Below are 16,133 nucleotides of genomic sequence, written 5' to 3' on the forward strand. Positions count from 1 at the left end.
TTTAATACTCAAAAGAACTTTCTTATATGACTTTGCTTGGAATCTCAATTGATTAAATTTCGCAAAAGAAAATCGATTTTATTCATTAGACCCGATTATCATTGTTCTTTTTTCTATCGCAATCAGCTACGTAAATTGGGATGGAAAGCTGACATATATCTATGCCCGAGATATCCTGAACAACTTCTCTATTCAAAAGACGACTTGATCAGTGCCCCTCAATTTCCAGGTGAAAGCAAGTTCAAATTTCTGATTTATGTAAATCATCTAATTTTGCTTTTCTGGTGGCTTACTAAATTTTGGCGATATGAATATCATTTTTATTATGGACGCCCACCTGAGTTCCCTATTCTGGAAGAAAAAATAGGTTTGACCAAATTATTTGGCGAAGACTTTCTCCTAGAACTCTGGCTTGCAAAATTATTCAAAATCACTCTCATATACTTACCAGCTGGTTGTTTTTACGATGAGAGTCAGGAAAACTTCTCTAAACTGGATAATGGCAATGTCTGCAATAACTGCGGTTATAGAAATAAGTGCAACGACAAGGACAATCATAGAACTTTCGCCATTATCCGGCGTTACTTTGATTTAAATGTCGGAATAGGATCGATTGATTCTACGCAATTTAAAATGACCCACTTCAAGTATAAATCCATCGACCTAAATCTGTGGTCCCCGGACATTGCAATCCCGAGCGAACATAAACTTCCGCCTACAGATAAAATCCGCATCATGCATAGTGCATGGCTGGAAAAAAGCGGTCGTACCTGGGAAGGACGTAACATTAAAGGGTCTCCATATGTCGTTCATGCGATTGAACGACTAAAAGAAGAAGGTTATCCTGTCGAATATTTTTACGTTCAAGATAAACAATCAAACGTCATGCGTTTTTACCAAGCACAGGCAGACATCATCGTAGACCAATTAATCTATGGTTGGTGGGGCTCTACGGTTGTTGAGGGCTGTGCCTTGGGCAAACCTGTTATCTGTTACATCCGACCATCCTGGAAAGAGTTCTTCTTAAAAACATTTCCAGAATACAAAGATATTCCTGTAATCAGTGCAACAACAGATGAAATATACGAAACCCTTAAAAAATTGGTGGAAAACCCTGAACTTCGCAAATCATCAGGCCAAGCCTGCCGCAAATTTGCAGAAAACCATTTTAACCCAGAAGAAAATGCAAAAAATCTTGCTCAGTTATTAGACGATATTGCAGATAAGAAAAATGCTTAAGGAGAATCTTGTAAAAAAGCCGCTGTCCCCTGCCAACCCATATTCATCAAAGCATCAATAATTGAGAGGCCTGCTATAAATCCATCATTTCCAAATTGAGGGTAAGCGCGAGGTACAAAACCTTGTTCACGTAGCTCAAGTTGATGGGAGATAAAGACATCTTCATCCTGATATTCTTCAGCCCCGCCACCACACATATAAACGTTTCCACCTACAGATTGCGTCAAGTTACATAAAAGTTCATTGGATGAACCTTTGATATTCAATTCAGAAGAACGATAAATGTGATCCCGCGAAATACTCATTTGATCAAGCAATGTCGTAATCGCCTTAATGTTATATTCCGCTACATTATCAATATCACTCAAGATTAATTCCTCAACTAGAGGGTAAATCTCAGAAAAATATGTGTGGCGGGCATATGCGCTCTTTAAAGAGGCTGAAAATTTACGCCGCCACGGTTGATCGGCACGATAACTCATCTCGTTGATTGAGCGTGTTCCATGATAATTCCGATCAACATTCGCTGTAATCCACCGAGCATCTCCTGCAATTGAAAGTTTGACTCGATTGACCCAACAGCCTTGTTTTTTAGGAAATTGCACATGATCTAAAAAAATAAAAGCATCACTACGACAAATCTTATCGAAATATCCTAGCCACGGGAAAAAATTCGGTTGATGTATGGCAACAACTTTATTCATTGCTTCTCTCTTTATCCATCATGCTGCGAGTGAATTGAAATAAATCGTTTCAAACCAAACGCCCGTTCTGTTTTCAATAATTGCAGTTGACTGGAATAAAAGTTTTCCTCCAATACACGATCCCACACATCAAAAGTATTTTTGTCTGAATAAACCCACCACATCGGATGTGTTAACAACTGTATATGAGACAGTAAAGAACCATCAGACAGCTTGCCTTCTTCCAGTAATCCGAACTGACGGTTTGAATCGCTAAAATACTCAAATCCACTTAATGCATTTTTGTCATAAGTGTTTATACGCAGACCAGTTTGAACACCTCCCTGCAACACAGCTATGGTAGGTTGATGAAAAGAAACAGCCGTTACATCAATATTAAACTGTTTTTCGATAAAACGACTTTCAATATCAATTGCATGAATTGTTTTTTCTTGATCCCATTGGCGTAAATCATCAAAGCCCTGATCATAATGCAAGCCAATCCAGTGACCTTTTTTTAAGATATCCTCTACACACTGAGAATTATGACGTCCTAAAAGATTATAAACCGGAGAGCGAAGCATTAAAAAATAAGTTGCTTGCACTCCAAGATCTTCTTCGACTTCAGCTAATTTCAAAGCTGCACTTAAATCCGCATCTATATCATGACGCAATAAACAATATTTTTTGTCTACTCTTTTTCGTGATTGTTTAATTGCAGTTTTATCAAACGCAATAAACTCAAATCCATCCTGCAACAATGTTTCCAATAGCTGGCGATAGCCGTTCAAGGAAAAATCAATTGTCATGGATCATGCCCTTTATTCCCTCACTAAATCCAATTTGTGGTGCAGCATCAATACTTGTCATTTTCTCCGTAGAAGAAAACAAATCATTAATTGGATTTTTCTTATAAGAAAAAACAGGTTTCTTATTACATAAAGTCCCGATTTTTAAACAGATATCTTTCAGTGTTAAAATTTCAGGGCCTGCCAAATTGAAAACACCCGGCAAGGCAGCATTTACAAGTTTCTCAACAAAACGGCATCCGTCTAAAGCATGTACCGGATTAATACGTAAGCCATTTTCACCATCTATAAATATTTCCTGTTCCATTTTAATCTGGTTAATCAACCTTGGAATTAGCATTGATGCACGTTGACCTTCTCCATAGATAAAGAATGGCCTGACAATAGAGATTATCATTTCATCCTTATATGTATTTGCCAAGACCTCACCGCACAACTTACTGGCGAAATGATAATTCAGTTCATTGATTGGAAGTAATTCCGATTGTTCGTTCAAAGCCTGCTCGCTAGTCTTGTATAGCCCACCTGTCGAGAAATAAATAAAATGCGCAGCGCCGACCTTACTAGCAAAGTCCAATAACCGTGCTGTTGAATCTGTATTCACCGAAAATATATCCATTGCCTTGTCTGGAAAGTCTCGATATTTAGAAGATTGTGCTGCATGAACAATAACATCAACCGCAGGCAAAAACTTACATGCATTCCATTCACGGGCCAGATCAATATTTAAATATTCAACACCAGCCAACTTCGTCTGTGGTTCAGCATAACTCGTCGCATAAACCTTATAGTAACCGGAAAAATATTTGATCAAACTTTGCCCCAGGAGGCCGTTAGCTCCTGTAATTAAAATCTTCTTCATTATAAAAAACTCTTAATAAACTTAATTGGTAAGAGATACCAACCAATAAATAAACAGAAAATCGCAAAAATCATTTTAAAGGCAATTATTTCCCATACAAGAATATTGGAGACGAAAAAGATCGACAAAATACACAATACTGCCCCTAAAAAAAGGAATATAAGAAAGCTATTCACTTTAAATCTCATAGGATGTAGCTTTTGCGTAAAATATAGATATCCAAAAGAGAGCACTAAATAAGAAATAAGCGTTGCCCACGCTGCACCAATTCCCCCGTATTGCGGGATCAATATGGCATTTAAAATCAAATTAATAAAGGCTGTAACCCATGATAATATTGTAAATATCTTGGTTTTCTTCTCAATCGAAATTCCTATTGCACTGACTTGGTTCGTGCCTTGAATTGCAATTCCAAACGCTAAAATGGCTAACGGCAATGCACTTTCGGCATAGTTTTCTGGCATAAACACAGAAATCAGTTCACCAGAAAAAAGAGCAATACCTCCCCCAATCACTAACATCAAATAAAGTACAACTAAAAAAACGGCCCCATAAATTTCACGGTATACTTCAGGATACTGAGATCGCATTTTGATTGCAATTGGACTCCATGCCTGACCAAATGCTGTCGAAAAGAAAAGAACAACACTGGCTAAGCGAAAGGAAACCGAATAAATGCCGACTTCTTCAACAGAACTCATTGAAGCCAGCATCCATCGATCAATTGATCCAAAAAGCCAAAAAGCAATCCCTGTGAAAATATAAGGATACCCATAATGAATCAAATTTTTCGCCCATGACAAAGAAAAACAAGAAAAGGCCAAGTCACGACGGATAAAAAAAAGTGCCAATGGTAAAGCAAATAGCATCATTATAGCTTGAGCCAGAAAAACGCCATCAACTCCCTGACCTAATTCGACAACTGCGTAAAGTGCAAGTAACAAACCACTAATTCGAGTAATTGCCGATAAATAAAAAAAACGCCACGGTAAAAGATGTAAGCGAATAACATCCAAACAATATTGTATCCACTGCGTTAAAACCAATAAGACCAGCGCTGCAACCAAACCATACCAGTTGACAGGCCAGTTGTGAGCATTCATCTCTTTCAATAACCAAGGAATTAATCCGGCTCCGATAATCAAGACGACAAAACCAAATAAAAACATTGATATAAGACCAGACGTTACAATGGCACTATGATACGTCTCCCCACCTTCTTCAGCATCCCAATAATATCTATGTGTCGCATTGTTTAGTCCGCAATTCATGAACAAACCAATAAGCGTTGCAAGCGTCAAAATGAGTTCGAAGACCCCATAATCACCCGGCGTCAAAGCTGCAGCCAAAATGGGAAAAGCCATAAAAGCAATGCATTTGGTTAGAAAATCGGCACCACCATAAATTATTGCATCTCCGGCAAGACGACGTAAAACCATCAATCTTCAATCCGGTTAAGTTTTAGTGGAACATCAATTTTAGGTTCACCACTTCGATAGCCGCCTTTTAATGGATGATACAAATCAATTAAGTCAGATCTCCGACCTTCTAAATAATCGATAACATTTGTAAACAGGAACACTGAAGAATCCAAGCCATGATATTTTTCAATATACTGACGGCCCACATCTCCCAATTTGTGGCGTAACTGCGGTCTGGTAATCAATTTCCTCAATGTATTAGCCAAAGTTTCTGGAGTCGCCGAAACCAATGGACATTCACTAAAATAAGACCAACGGCGAAATGGTCGTACATAATCCTCATGTTCCAAATTGGCAATAACAGGCAAGCCAGAAGCCATTCCTTCAAGCCCGTTTAATCCATGCCCAGTAAAAATAAGCTGCTCAACCAAAACATCTGTGTCTTCTCTCAGGATTTTGCGCACTTCCGTATTTTTTAAGTTTTCTAAGAGTAAAAGCTCTACATCCAAACCTTCTTGTTGTAATTGGTTTACAGCCTCAACAACAAATTCGCTGCCTTTAAACCCTCGATGATTGGGAGCATGAGTGATGTATACGGTGCCATTATATCCATCTGCATTACTTTTTCGTGTTGATATTTCCCATTTCTGTTGGTCAATAAATAAAATGCTGGGTAATAACGCATCCCAGCGACCATAACCGTCAGGTCCCATAACACCTGGTAAAACCACATCTGCTTGAGCACACCAATAATCAACATTTTGGCTAATTCTCTTTTGGTCACATGCAGCCCTAGGATAAGACATCATCAAACCATGCGTCGTATCAACAGACCGAATACGGCGATATATATAAGAATCACTTCCATATGGAAGAAGAACAGTTTTCTTCCCCGCCAACTTAAAAAGTTGAGCTTGCAAACGCCCTGCGGGGGTGCGCCCAATAAAATATCCATCAAACGATATAAAAAAAATATCATAAAGAAAAAGTGAATGAAGAAACGCAACAAAAGGTTTGAGTTTCAGCGGTAAAAATCCATACTGTTCTTCAAGAATTTTATCCCAATCCTCGCGATCATTCGCCCGATAAAACCCCGTCGTATAAGTTTCAGAGACTGCACTGACCTCTTTCATACTTTGTGCCCAATAACTGTTATTGATAATCGGTGTACTTCCCCAAACCAGACGGCGAATAGAGGGCGATTTAGTACAGCGAGCCAATAACGCTGCTACAACGGCAATTGGTACAAAGCAAATAGTCACGAGCCACAAAAGAACCAGCAAAATAATATACATAAAAGTTCGTTTTCTCATCATTGCCTATCTTCTTAGCTTAATCTATCACGAATAGACGTAATCCAATTGCTCGGTGGCCCGACAACATCATCAATTTGAACTTGCAATAATTTTATTTTACCTTTACCACAAGCAACCTCGACATATTCTTTTCCAACCAGTGTTACTTGACCTGGAATTGCGCAAAAACATTCGTGATCATTCACTAATTCTGCAGCCCAAACAATTAATTTTTGACCGCTATATTTTGCAAATGCTCCTGCATATGGTTTGTTGGATGCATTTATAAGCCGAATAATCTCTTCAGCAGTTATCGACCAGTTAATGCGACCATCTTCAGGTTTACGAGGATAGCAACGCAATATATCTTTAGAGGCTGTAGATTGTCGTTCCAAAATAAAATTTGGGTCTGCTGCCAACTTGGATACAGCACTCACAAACAATTCTGGAATTCTACCATCAAACCATTCATAAACTTGGGTAATCGTTGTTTGAAGATCGAGTGGTAAATATTCACGCATAATGATATCACCACTATCCAATTCGCTTCCAATCATCTTATGAATACACAAGCCAATTTTGTCTTCCCCATTTATAATCGCCCAAGCTTGGCAAGCATTTCCCCTATAACGCGGTAAATCTCCACCATGCGCATTGAGTATCCCTTGCGGAAAGAGGTCAATGATATTTTGAGGAATTATACCTGTATAATTCATACTGATGCCAATTTCTGCCCCACATCCTTCTAGTATATCTGCAACGGTATGAATACGCGCGGTAGAAGCATAAGGGATATTGAGATCTTGGGCTATTTCTTCAAAATCTCTTGCTGTTTTTTTATATTCAGGTGCTTCTTTTGCAGTTATGAGTGCACATATCTCATGTCCTGCCTTCAATAAAATAGAAATAGTTTTATAAAGCGTCTCTGTGCGCCCAATTATCGCAATTTTCATTGTATTCCGTGCCCCAGAGACATGTTTATCAAACGGGTCAAAATATCACACGTCCCATAACCAACAAACCTTTCCCCCCAAAGTTCTTTTGGCTGTTGATGTATGCTACGTGTCTGTTCGTAACGCTTCAGGTCTTCCGTATTAAGATACAAATGAATTGGATGAAAATCAAAAACACGCAATCCTGAACAATCCATAACTTCAGATATGCACGTTTGGTCTCCATATAGACAGGCAATATCATCTTCCCAGAAATAAGGGATTGACACAAGATTATGCCACATTTTCCAAGGTTTCAGCGACATGCCACTACTATGAGGAATAAATTGATTCACATCATGCGTCAAACCAAACTGAGCAAATAAGTCCGTCAACACAGAACTTCTGGTCATAGAATGACTGCGTACCGCTTTAGCGTCCGGAACAATATCCATTAAACGCTGAATAACATCACGTGCATCCACTCCATTTCGCGTGTCACCTTGCAATAAAAAGTTGAAATTTGGATGAATTCCCAATTCAAACTTTGGGTTCTCTCTCAAACGGTCGAGCATAAACGTCTGATGTGTTACAAACCATGTCGCAGCAATATCTCTTTTTTCCAACACATCTATAGCATGTGATATAACCTGATCGTGGGCCCAGTCGATATCCAGCGTAATAAACACTTGGTCCGTCCATGATGCACAATCATCAATTTGGATTTCGGAAATGGTAGCAAAGCGAATTGGATTGCTCTGCATACTCATACTGCCTCCTCACTTATTAAAAACCCACCATGATCGAACAGTCTAGAAATTTCCTTACCTGTATAATTGGTTCCTTCAAACGATATCACCTCTAATTCAATTGGGCCGTCTTTACAAAACACCCAAACGTTGCCATCCTTTTGATGTGATAAAAAACCTGACCGTTCTGTAACTTCCGTAATAACAGGCTTAGCCGACCAAATATGAACTTTCTTCCCATCATAATATGTAAAAGCTCCCGGATAGGGGCGTGTTTGCGCACGAATAAACCTATCAATAACAAGTGCTTCTTGCGCCCAATCTATTAAGCCATCAGATGGTGTACGCTGAGGCATAATACGTCGATTAGCCTCATTTTGGATAATCAATCTTACCTCACCAGTTCGCAACAATGGGACGTAAGTTGTCAACAAATCAAGACCAAGTTCTTCAATGCGATCATACAGGGTAGCAATTGTATCCTTAGGCAAAATTTTGGTTTCAACCTGCGCAACAATGGGGCCGTTATCCACACCGTCAGCGAATTGAAAGAATGAAATACCTGTTTTTTCCTCGCCATTAATCATGGCCCAAACAAGCGGAGCTCCACCACTATAATCAGGTAGTAAAGAAGCGTGCATACCATAAGTCGGCGCAATATCCAGCCATGATTGTGGTAACATATGATACCAGCCTACAACAATAAAAACATCCGGTTTCCAAGATACTACTCTGTCATAAAGATTAATATCTTTCATACCGTTTGAAATCACTTCATACGCGATATCATTTTGGGTACAATAACTTGGAACATCTGCATATAAAACATTCTTTACCCCTTTGAGGTTATAAGAAATCGGAAAGCTTTCAGGTGCAGTAACAACACCAATGAGCTCAACATCATTCAAAGCAACAAGGCGCTCCAAACTTCGTAAGCCAAACTTACTTGCTCCAATAAATACAATCCGCACACTTCCCCTCCCTTCCAAAGATTATTCGCTTAGAGAGTTGTTTTCATCCACTGTTCAAAATTCAATAAAGACCAGATTAGCAATCTTCTATTTTCAATACCTTGCAAATGCTGGTCGACCAGCTCTGTTACAGCGTCATAATCAAGGTAAGTATAAATATTAGCCCCTTTGTTCAAGAGCACCTTCTTGACAAAATTAATACTTTCCCCTTTGAACCAACTTGCGTCAGGAGAAGAAAAACCTTGCTTTTGTGCCCCCGTAACTGACTCGGGTATATATTTTGCCATCATATCGCGTAAAATCTGTTTACCGTCATTCGTTTTCTGGAAATAACGATTGGCCTTACGGCCTGACTCATTCTCGTTCAAACGGATCACATCTGCAAGATTGTTAAGCTTTAGATCAATGGGGCATTTCATTGCAAAATCGACGAGGTCATTATCCATAAAAGGAACACGATTTTCTAGGCTATGCGCCATGGACAACTTATCTTCAACAACAAATAAACCGTGTAAAAAGGTTTTGGCTTCAAAATACAAAGAATGATTGATGTAATCTTCCGGCGTCTTCAATTCATTTTCGTGTGAGGCAAAAACATCTCGAAAAATATCACGTGTCCAAACATGTTTTACATCCCCCCAAATTGGCTTAAAAACCTTTTTTTGATGCGTATTACTCATCAAACGTTGCCAGAAAACATAATATTGATCGACATAATGTTCAAAGTCCTGATTGCTTACTGCACGATAATATCGCCAGGGATATCCTCCGAACAATTCATCTCCACCCCCACCAGACAAAACGACTTTTACAAAGCGCCCAGCAAGCTTAGCGGCATAATAATTTGGATAACTTTGCCCAACACGCGGTTCTTCCAAATGCCACGCCAGATCGGAAAGGCATCTTTCCATATCGCCAGCTTTGAGTACAATTTCATAATGTTCTGTTTTAAACAATGCTGACATTGCTTCAGCTTTTGTACGTTCATCAAATGTCAGTTCAATCCCAGATGCAGAACTCAAATCAAAACCACAAGTAAAACTCTTCAAGTTCGGAACCGATTGGGCGGCAATTGCGGTAATGGAACCAGAGTCCATGCCTCCGCTAAGGTAAGCTCCCAGTTCTACATCACTAACCAATTGACGGTTAACCGCTTGATTAAACAAACGATCCAATTCTTCAATATATTCTTGACGATCCGCTTTTTCTCTCGGCTGAGTAAAATTGTAATCCCAATACTTTACCACTTTTGCCTTTGGTTCGCTTTCATGAAGGTCAAGCGTCAAATAACTACCTGCGGGCAATAAGCTCACATCATTGAGCAGAGTCTGGTCCGTAAAAATATTCTGAAAAGTAAAATATTCGAGCAAAGCCTGCTTGTTAATATCTTTCTTAAAAGCTGTATGTGCAAAAATAGCTTTCTGTTCAGAACCAAAGCTGAAGATATTTCCTTGAGAGCTATAATAAAGCGGCTTAATCCCATAACGATCACGCGCTAAAGTCAACTTCTGCTCTTTGCGATCCCAGACAGCAAAGCTAAACATACCGTTAAATTTACCAAGCGCCTCATACCCCCAACAAGCAAAGGCATTAAGTACAACTTCACTATCGCTTTGACTTCTAAACCAATAACCTTTTGCTTCAAGTTCAGTGCGTAATTCACGGAAGTTATAAACCTCACCGTTGTATGTCAGGATATATCGGTGATCTTCACTGATCATCGGCTGATGGCCAGCCGGACTCAGGTCAATAATCGCAAGACGACGATGACCTAACGCAACATTCCCCTCAATCCACTGACCTTCACCATCCGGTCCACGATGTGCAATCGCATCTGTCATTTTTTTCAACGTAACAGGCGATGCGGCAGATTGATTAAGATTAATAAAACCAGTTATTCCACACATTAAAAGCGGCTCTCCAGAACCCTATCAATAACATAGTTTTGCTCTTTCTCAGTCATACCGTGAAAGAGAGGAAGCGAAACACTGCAATCATTTGCAAGGTAGGCATTAGGAAAATCTTCTGGCTTCAGATTATATTTATTTCGATAAAACTCCAACATATGCACAGCATGCGTCGCTGGCCGCGTCGAAATGCCTATTTGTTGTAAATTTTCCATCCACGCATTACGCATCTCGTTAATGTTCTTCACATTTACGAGATTCAATTCTTTTGGTTGAAATAGACAAGGGTAGCTTTGGTATCCATTTTCATAACCTTCCAGCACCTGGGGTGTTCGCAACCACGATAGTGAAGAAAACGCCTTATCAAAACGGCAAGCAAGCCTTCGACGCTCCACAACAATATCATTAGCACGATCCATCTGGGCAGCACCCAATGCAGCTTGAATATCTGTCATACGCAGATTAAAACCAGCCTCCGGATGATCTGCTAATAAATATGGTTTTGGCCCCAAATGACGTTGTAAATCGCTCATCGCCGCGCCATGATCACGTAGGCACCGCAATTTTTGCGCAAGCTTATCGTCATTTGTTGTCACCATGCCGCCTTCACCTGTTGTAATCGCTTTACGAGGATGAAAACTAAAACTGGCTAAACGACCAATTGCACCAACATGCTGTCCTTTATAATACGCACCAAAACCACATGCGGCATCTTCAACAACATGTATTTCATGCTTTTCAGCCAAAGCCAAAATTGGGGCCATATTGGCAGAGAGGCCAAACAAATGTACGGGGATAATAGCACGAGTTCGTGACGTTATTTTATCGTCGAGCTGATCCACATCCAGATTAAACGTATTTAAATCGACATCGCAAAAAACGACTTTTGCGCCGAGATGCTCCACCACGTTAGCCGTTGCTATCCAAGTGAAAGCAGGTACGATAACCTCATCACCCGGCTGCAATCCCAAACCGGCCAACCCTAAATACAGTCCTGTTGTACAAGATGTAACAGCAATGGAATGCTTTACCCCTGTAAAATGAGACCATTTTTCTTCAAATTCACGAACTTTTGGCCCTTGGACCAACCATCCAGATTTCAAGGGTTCCAAAACTTGCTCAATTTCAGAATCAAGCAAGTTCGTCCGCGCAATCGGTACATTCAATGCGATGTCAGATGTCATCTACTGCGCTCTACTGGAGTTACGACGAGATTCGACTTCTGCAATATGATCACGACGCCAATTGATTAAGCGTTTCAACCCTTCTTTGAGATCAATAGAAGCTGTGAATTTAATTTGTTCACTCGCCTTTTTCGGGTCACCGATGCGATTGCGTACCAGCGTAGCCTGACTGCGTTCAGCATAAGTGATCGGTTTTTCACAACCTGTCAATTCGATCAACATTTCAGCAAGTGTCTTAAGTGATGTACGCGTACCTGTCCCCACATTGTAATACTCATCTGTTGCATCAGCTTTCATTGCACAAACGTTAGCAGCGGCACAATCTTCTACAGCAATAAAATCAAAAGCTTCGGACCCATCGCCAAAAATAGTCGGACTATCACCACGATCAATGGCATCCAGCATCTTCATAATAACCGCAATATATGCCCCATGATAATCCTGACGTGGCCCATAAACGTTCATATAACGCAACGCGACGTAGTCCAAACCATACCGATAATGAAACGCACGTAGCATAGCTTCCATACAAATCTTAGTCGCCCCATAGAAGTTTTGATTATTATAGGGGTGATCTTCATCCATTGGTTCACGCACAGCGTCCCCATACACGGATGCCGACGAAGAAGAAACAAGTCGTTTAACACCTTTATGAACGCACGCTTCGATAACATTAAATGTCCCACCAACATTCACATCAAAGGCGCTACGTGGAAATTCGTGGCACTGCAACAACCAAAGTGCCGCAAAATGGAAAACGCCATCCGCACCGTGGAACGCAGATTCCAAAATATCGGATTGTAGAATATCACCGCCAATGTCATAAATTTTAACGCGCGGGTCCTTCAAAGCATTTGTCAAATTTTCCTGACGCCCACGAACGAAATTATCATATACAATAATTTCACTAACATCTTCTTTGACCAATTGGTCAACCGTATGAGAACCGATAAGACCGGCACCACCGACGACGACTAATTTCTTACCTCGAATGTCCATAATCAATCTCTTTCTAGGTTAAACGATCGGTTATGCAGCGATTAGTAAAATCAAAAAGCTGATATACTCCGACCATAATATAAATTTGATTTTATAGTCGACGACTGTTTAACAAAAGTCAAAGGAAGCATCAAGCAAATCAAGAGTTGGTCGCAAGAAAACTGGTGGCAATGTTTTATTTCATCTTGCTGAAAAGCCTGATCCTATCATAGACTTCATTTAAATTGAGGTACTCAACAAACATTCAGGACATAGTAAAATGACAAGGACAACAACTATTCTACGTTTGCGAGAAGTACGAGCACACGATAGTCCAAAATATTTTGATTGGATTAACAATCGAGATTTAGTCCACTTAAATGCCACCTATCAACCAATATCTTCACAAGCCCACGAGGACTGGTTCTCATCCATTACAAAACATTCGAACCTTGTGATCTTTAGCATAGTCTTATCCGAAGAGAATAAACCAGAAACCTTAATCGGAAGCTGTTCGTTAAGAAACATAGATCACCTTTCTCGCACCGCTGAATTACAAATACGGATTGGCGAACAGTCTGCCCAAAACAAAGGCTGGGGGTCCCAAGCCGTTGGCAAACTTCTGGAATTCGGATTTAATGATTTAAACTTGAACCGGATTTATCTTGATGTTTTCACAGATAATAAACGGGCGGTACGCACCTATGAAAAAAATGGTTTTCATCAAGAAGGAATTAAAAAACAAGCAGTTTTTATCAACGGCGAATATAAAGACGTTTGCTTCATGGCCATTCTAAAAAACGACTACGCAAAAAAATAAGCCCTTCATACAAAATCGTTCAAAAACTATTTAAAAGAATAAAATAACAGAAATCTCCGTACATCATTGAAAGCTCCCTAAAATAGCTGTAGTTTCGCAGCCGAATTAATATCTTGCCAATCATTGGATTACATTATGACTATCGAAAGCGATTTTTCTGCATTTTCCGGTAAAAAATTATTAGTTGTTGGTGGGGCCGGGTTTGTTGGTTCCAACCTTGTTTTGAAATTGTTGGAACAAGATCCAAAAGAAGTCATTATCGTTGACAATCTGCTGTCATCCGATATTTCAAATGTTCCAACGAATGCGCGCGTGACCTTCGTTTACGGTTCCATTACCGACGATGCTATTTTGGAAGGCTTGCCGCATGATCTGGATTATGTCTGGCATCTGTCCTGTTATCATGGCAACCAATCCTCCATTCACGATCCACTGGCGGATCACGAAAATAACACGCTGACAACCTTGAAGCTTTTTGACCGTTTGAAGGACATCAAATCTATTAAGAAAGTCGTTTACGCTGCTGCCGGATGCGCCGTTGCTGAAAAAACATACGACGAAGCGCGCGCAACAGCCGAAGATGCCCCTGTTTCCTTGGTCCATGACAGCCCCTATTCTATCTCCAAACTGGTTGGAGAATTGTATGGCAACTATTACCACCTGCAACACGGTCTGCCTTTTGTAAAAGCCCGTTTCCAAAATGTTTTCGGCCCGCGCGAAATGCTGGGTGCAGGACGTTGGCGTGGCACACGCCATACTGTTTGGCGCAATGTGACCCCGACGTTTGTCTGGAAATCTCTAAATAACGAAGCCTTGGGCTTAGATAATGGCGGTCAGGTCAGCCGCGATTTTATTTTCGTAGAAGATATGGCACGCGGCTTAATGTGTTGTGCCAAAAACGGGGATGCGGGCGAGATTTACAATCTGGCATCCGGTGTAGAAACCACGATCAAAGAACTGGCAGAAACCATTAACGACATTACCGGCAACACAACAGAAATGATCATTCAACCGCCGCGCCCGTGGGATCGTTCCGGCTGCCGTTTTGGGTCTACTGAAAAATCCAAGAACACCATCGGCTTTATCGCCCAAGTTTCTCTGCGCGAAGGTTTGGAAAAAACCATTGCCTGGACAAAAGAAAACCGTGCCAATATTGAACGTTGCATGTCACAACACGATTATTTCATGGAACGTTTGAACAACGACGGCCCGCGCTAAGGATACGAATAAATATGAGCAAAAAAATCCTCACCATCGTTGGGGCGCGTCCTCAATTCATTAAGGCCGCCGCCATCAGTCGCGCTTTTCTGGATTTCCCGGATATGACAGAAGTCATGGTTCATACCGGGCAACATTTCGATGCGGATATGTCCGATATCTTTTTTGACGAACTGGACATCCCAAAACCGGTGCACAGCCTGAACGTCAATGGCGGTGGGCACGGTGAAATGACGGGCCGTATGTTGGAAAAACTCGAACGCGTCATGCTGGATGAAAAACCCGATATGGTTTTGATCTACGGAGATACCAACTCCACGCTGGCAGGCGCCTTGGCTGCGGTCAAATTGCTCATCCCGGTGGCTCATATCGAAGCAGGCTTACGTTCTTTCAATCGTGCCATGCCCGAAGAAATCAACCGCGTTATGGCGGACCATGTCAGCACCTTGCTGTTCTGCCCAACCCAATCTGCTGTAGACAATCTGAACGCCGAAGGGATTACCCAAGGCGTCTTCAAGGTGGGTGATGTCATGTTCGATGCCACCAACTTTGCAACAGAGAAAGCGCAGGGCGCTTCTTCTATATTGGAAAAGCTGGCTCTACACGAAGGTGAATATGCAGTTTCCACGCTACACCGTGCAGAAAACACAGACACATGCGAAAACCTGACACACGTTCTGGATTGGTTAAAGGATAAGGCAAAGGAATGCCCTGTCGTCCTGCCCCTTCACCCCAGAACACGGGGGGCGGCAGAAAGGTTTGGTCTGAACTTCGATGGGCTAACCCTGTGTGATCCGGTCGGTTATTTGGATATGGCGAAATTACTCAGTGCCTCCAAAGCGGTTTATACGGATTCAGGTGGCTTACAAAAAGAAGCCTATTTCCACAAAAAACCATGTGTCACCTTGCGCGATGAAACCGAATGGGTGGAAACAATCGAATGTGGTTGGAACCGCTTATGGAAAGTTTGTGATTATAAAGAACGCAAAGATATAGACGAATATGGTGATGGTCGTGCCTCCCATATCATCTTGAAGGCAATAGAAGATTACTTGGGATAAGAAC

The 16,133-nt window shown here is 40.9% G+C and carries 15 protein-coding genes; 4 read left to right on the plus strand and 11 right to left on the minus strand.

Translation table 11 applies throughout. From position 1 onward, the window contains the following. Positions 1-48 precede the first annotated feature (48 nt). Positions 49-1,239: a glycosyltransferase gene (locus tag ACN0VA_RS06775; protein WP_417820424.1), complete on the plus strand. Its 1,191-nt coding sequence runs from the start codon at positions 49-51 to the stop codon at positions 1,237-1,239. Here the strand turns inward: ACN0VA_RS06775 and ACN0VA_RS06780 are convergent. From ACN0VA_RS06780 to ACN0VA_RS06830, 11 genes are read right to left on the minus strand one after another with little or no spacing between them, the layout of a single operon-like run. After that, positions 1,236-1,943 (minus strand): WbqC family protein, encoded by a 708-nt coding sequence (locus ACN0VA_RS06780; RefSeq protein ID WP_417820425.1) that lies wholly within the window; start codon positions 1,941-1,943, stop codon positions 1,236-1,238. The two genes, ACN0VA_RS06775 and ACN0VA_RS06780, sit on opposite strands and share 4 nt — an antisense overlap. Positions 1,944-1,954: 11 nt before the next feature. Further along, positions 1,955-2,731: a hypothetical protein gene (locus ACN0VA_RS06785; RefSeq protein ID WP_417820426.1), complete on the minus strand. Its 777-nt coding sequence runs from the start codon at positions 2,729-2,731 to the stop codon at positions 1,955-1,957. Continuing rightward, positions 2,721-3,593, minus strand: a complete 873-nt coding sequence (locus tag ACN0VA_RS06790) for an NAD-dependent epimerase/dehydratase family protein (protein ID WP_417820427.1) — start codon at positions 3,591-3,593, stop codon at positions 2,721-2,723. Before ACN0VA_RS06790 ends, ACN0VA_RS06785 begins: the two co-directional genes overlap by 11 nt. Then, entirely contained in the window at positions 3,593-5,032 is a 1,440-nt protein-coding gene (locus ACN0VA_RS06795; RefSeq protein WP_417820428.1) for a flippase, read from the minus strand. Before ACN0VA_RS06795 ends, ACN0VA_RS06790 begins: the two co-directional genes overlap by 1 nt. Beyond that, the gene (locus ACN0VA_RS06800) at positions 5,032-6,330 is read right to left on the minus strand and encodes a glycosyltransferase (RefSeq protein WP_417820429.1); all 1,299 of its coding nucleotides are present in this window, start codon (positions 6,328-6,330) and stop codon (positions 5,032-5,034) included. The genes ACN0VA_RS06795 and ACN0VA_RS06800 overlap by 1 nt, the downstream gene beginning before the upstream one ends. 11 nt (positions 6,331-6,341) lie before the next feature. Then, the gene (locus tag ACN0VA_RS06805; RefSeq protein WP_417820430.1) at positions 6,342-7,262 is read right to left on the minus strand and encodes a methionyl-tRNA formyltransferase; all 921 of its coding nucleotides are present in this window, start codon (positions 7,260-7,262) and stop codon (positions 6,342-6,344) included. Next, entirely contained in the window at positions 7,259-8,011 is a 753-nt protein-coding gene (locus tag ACN0VA_RS06810) for a hypothetical protein (RefSeq protein ID WP_417820431.1), read from the minus strand. Before ACN0VA_RS06810 ends, ACN0VA_RS06805 begins: the two co-directional genes overlap by 4 nt. Continuing rightward, entirely contained in the window at positions 8,008-8,961 is a 954-nt protein-coding gene (locus ACN0VA_RS06815) for a methionyl-tRNA formyltransferase (protein WP_417820432.1), read from the minus strand. Before ACN0VA_RS06815 ends, ACN0VA_RS06810 begins: the two co-directional genes overlap by 4 nt. Positions 8,962-8,990: 29 nt before the next feature. Continuing rightward, on the minus strand, positions 8,991-10,868 hold the full coding sequence (gene asnB / locus ACN0VA_RS06820) for an asparagine synthase (glutamine-hydrolyzing) (RefSeq protein ID WP_417820433.1): 1,878 nt from the start codon (positions 10,866-10,868) through the stop codon (positions 8,991-8,993). Beyond that, positions 10,868-12,052, minus strand: coding sequence for a DegT/DnrJ/EryC1/StrS family aminotransferase (locus ACN0VA_RS06825; RefSeq protein WP_417820434.1), 1,185 nt, complete (start codon positions 12,050-12,052; stop codon positions 10,868-10,870). Before ACN0VA_RS06825 ends, asnB begins: the two co-directional genes overlap by 1 nt. Then, entirely contained in the window at positions 12,053-13,051 is a 999-nt protein-coding gene (locus ACN0VA_RS06830) for an NAD-dependent epimerase/dehydratase family protein (protein ID WP_417820435.1), read from the minus strand. A gap of 259 nt (positions 13,052-13,310) precedes the next feature. Here ACN0VA_RS06830 and ACN0VA_RS06835 point away from each other — a divergent pair, with 259 nt between their 5' ends. The 3 genes from ACN0VA_RS06835 (at position 13,311) to wecB (ending at position 16,129) form a co-directional block, all read left to right on the plus strand. Beyond that, positions 13,311-13,850: a GNAT family N-acetyltransferase gene (locus ACN0VA_RS06835; RefSeq protein ID WP_417820436.1), complete on the plus strand. Its 540-nt coding sequence runs from the start codon at positions 13,311-13,313 to the stop codon at positions 13,848-13,850. Between the two features lie 135 nt (positions 13,851-13,985). Then, complete coding sequence (locus ACN0VA_RS06840; protein ID WP_417820437.1) at positions 13,986-15,068, plus strand: NAD-dependent epimerase/dehydratase family protein; 1,083 nt, start codon at positions 13,986-13,988, stop codon at positions 15,066-15,068. 14 nt (positions 15,069-15,082) lie between these two features. Continuing rightward, positions 15,083-16,129 (plus strand): non-hydrolyzing UDP-N-acetylglucosamine 2-epimerase, encoded by a 1,047-nt coding sequence (gene wecB / locus ACN0VA_RS06845; RefSeq protein WP_417820438.1) that lies wholly within the window; start codon positions 15,083-15,085, stop codon positions 16,127-16,129. The last annotated feature ends 4 nt before the right edge of the window (positions 16,130-16,133 follow it).

The organism is Terasakiella sp. (assembly GCF_048267425.1).
Taxonomy (GTDB): domain Bacteria; phylum Pseudomonadota; class Alphaproteobacteria; order Rhodospirillales; family Terasakiellaceae; genus Terasakiella.

Excerpts from the sequence above, each read along its gene's own strand:
- ACN0VA_RS06780 (WP_417820425.1), bottom strand. The coding sequence starts at position 1,943 with ATGAATAAAGTTGTTGCCATACATCAACCGAATTTTTTCCCGTGGCTA.
- ACN0VA_RS06785 (WP_417820426.1), bottom strand. The coding sequence starts at position 2,731 with ATGACAATTGATTTTTCCTTGAACGGCTATCGCCAGCTATTGGAAACA.
- ACN0VA_RS06790 (WP_417820427.1), bottom strand. The coding sequence starts at position 3,593 with ATGAAGAAGATTTTAATTACAGGAGCTAACGGCCTCCTGGGGCAAAGT.
- ACN0VA_RS06795 (WP_417820428.1), bottom strand. The coding sequence starts at position 5,032 with ATGGTTTTACGTCGTCTTGCCGGAGATGCAATAATTTATGGTGGTGCC.
- ACN0VA_RS06800 (WP_417820429.1), bottom strand. The coding sequence starts at position 6,330 with ATGATGAGAAAACGAACTTTTATGTATATTATTTTGCTGGTTCTTTTG.
- ACN0VA_RS06805 (WP_417820430.1), bottom strand. The coding sequence starts at position 7,262 with ATGAAAATTGCGATAATTGGGCGCACAGAGACGCTTTATAAAACTATT.
- ACN0VA_RS06810 (WP_417820431.1), bottom strand. The coding sequence starts at position 8,011 with ATGAGTATGCAGAGCAATCCAATTCGCTTTGCTACCATTTCCGAAATC.
- asnB (WP_417820433.1), bottom strand. The coding sequence starts at position 10,868 with ATGTGTGGAATAACTGGTTTTATTAATCTTAATCAATCTGCCGCATCG.
- ACN0VA_RS06825 (WP_417820434.1), bottom strand. The coding sequence starts at position 12,052 with ATGACATCTGACATCGCATTGAATGTACCGATTGCGCGGACGAACTTG.
- ACN0VA_RS06830 (WP_417820435.1), bottom strand. The coding sequence starts at position 13,051 with ATGGACATTCGAGGTAAGAAATTAGTCGTCGTCGGTGGTGCCGGTCTT.
- ACN0VA_RS06835 (WP_417820436.1), top strand. The coding sequence starts at position 13,311 with ATGACAAGGACAACAACTATTCTACGTTTGCGAGAAGTACGAGCACAC.
- ACN0VA_RS06840 (WP_417820437.1), top strand. The coding sequence starts at position 13,986 with ATGACTATCGAAAGCGATTTTTCTGCATTTTCCGGTAAAAAATTATTA.
- wecB (WP_417820438.1), top strand. The coding sequence starts at position 15,083 with ATGAGCAAAAAAATCCTCACCATCGTTGGGGCGCGTCCTCAATTCATT.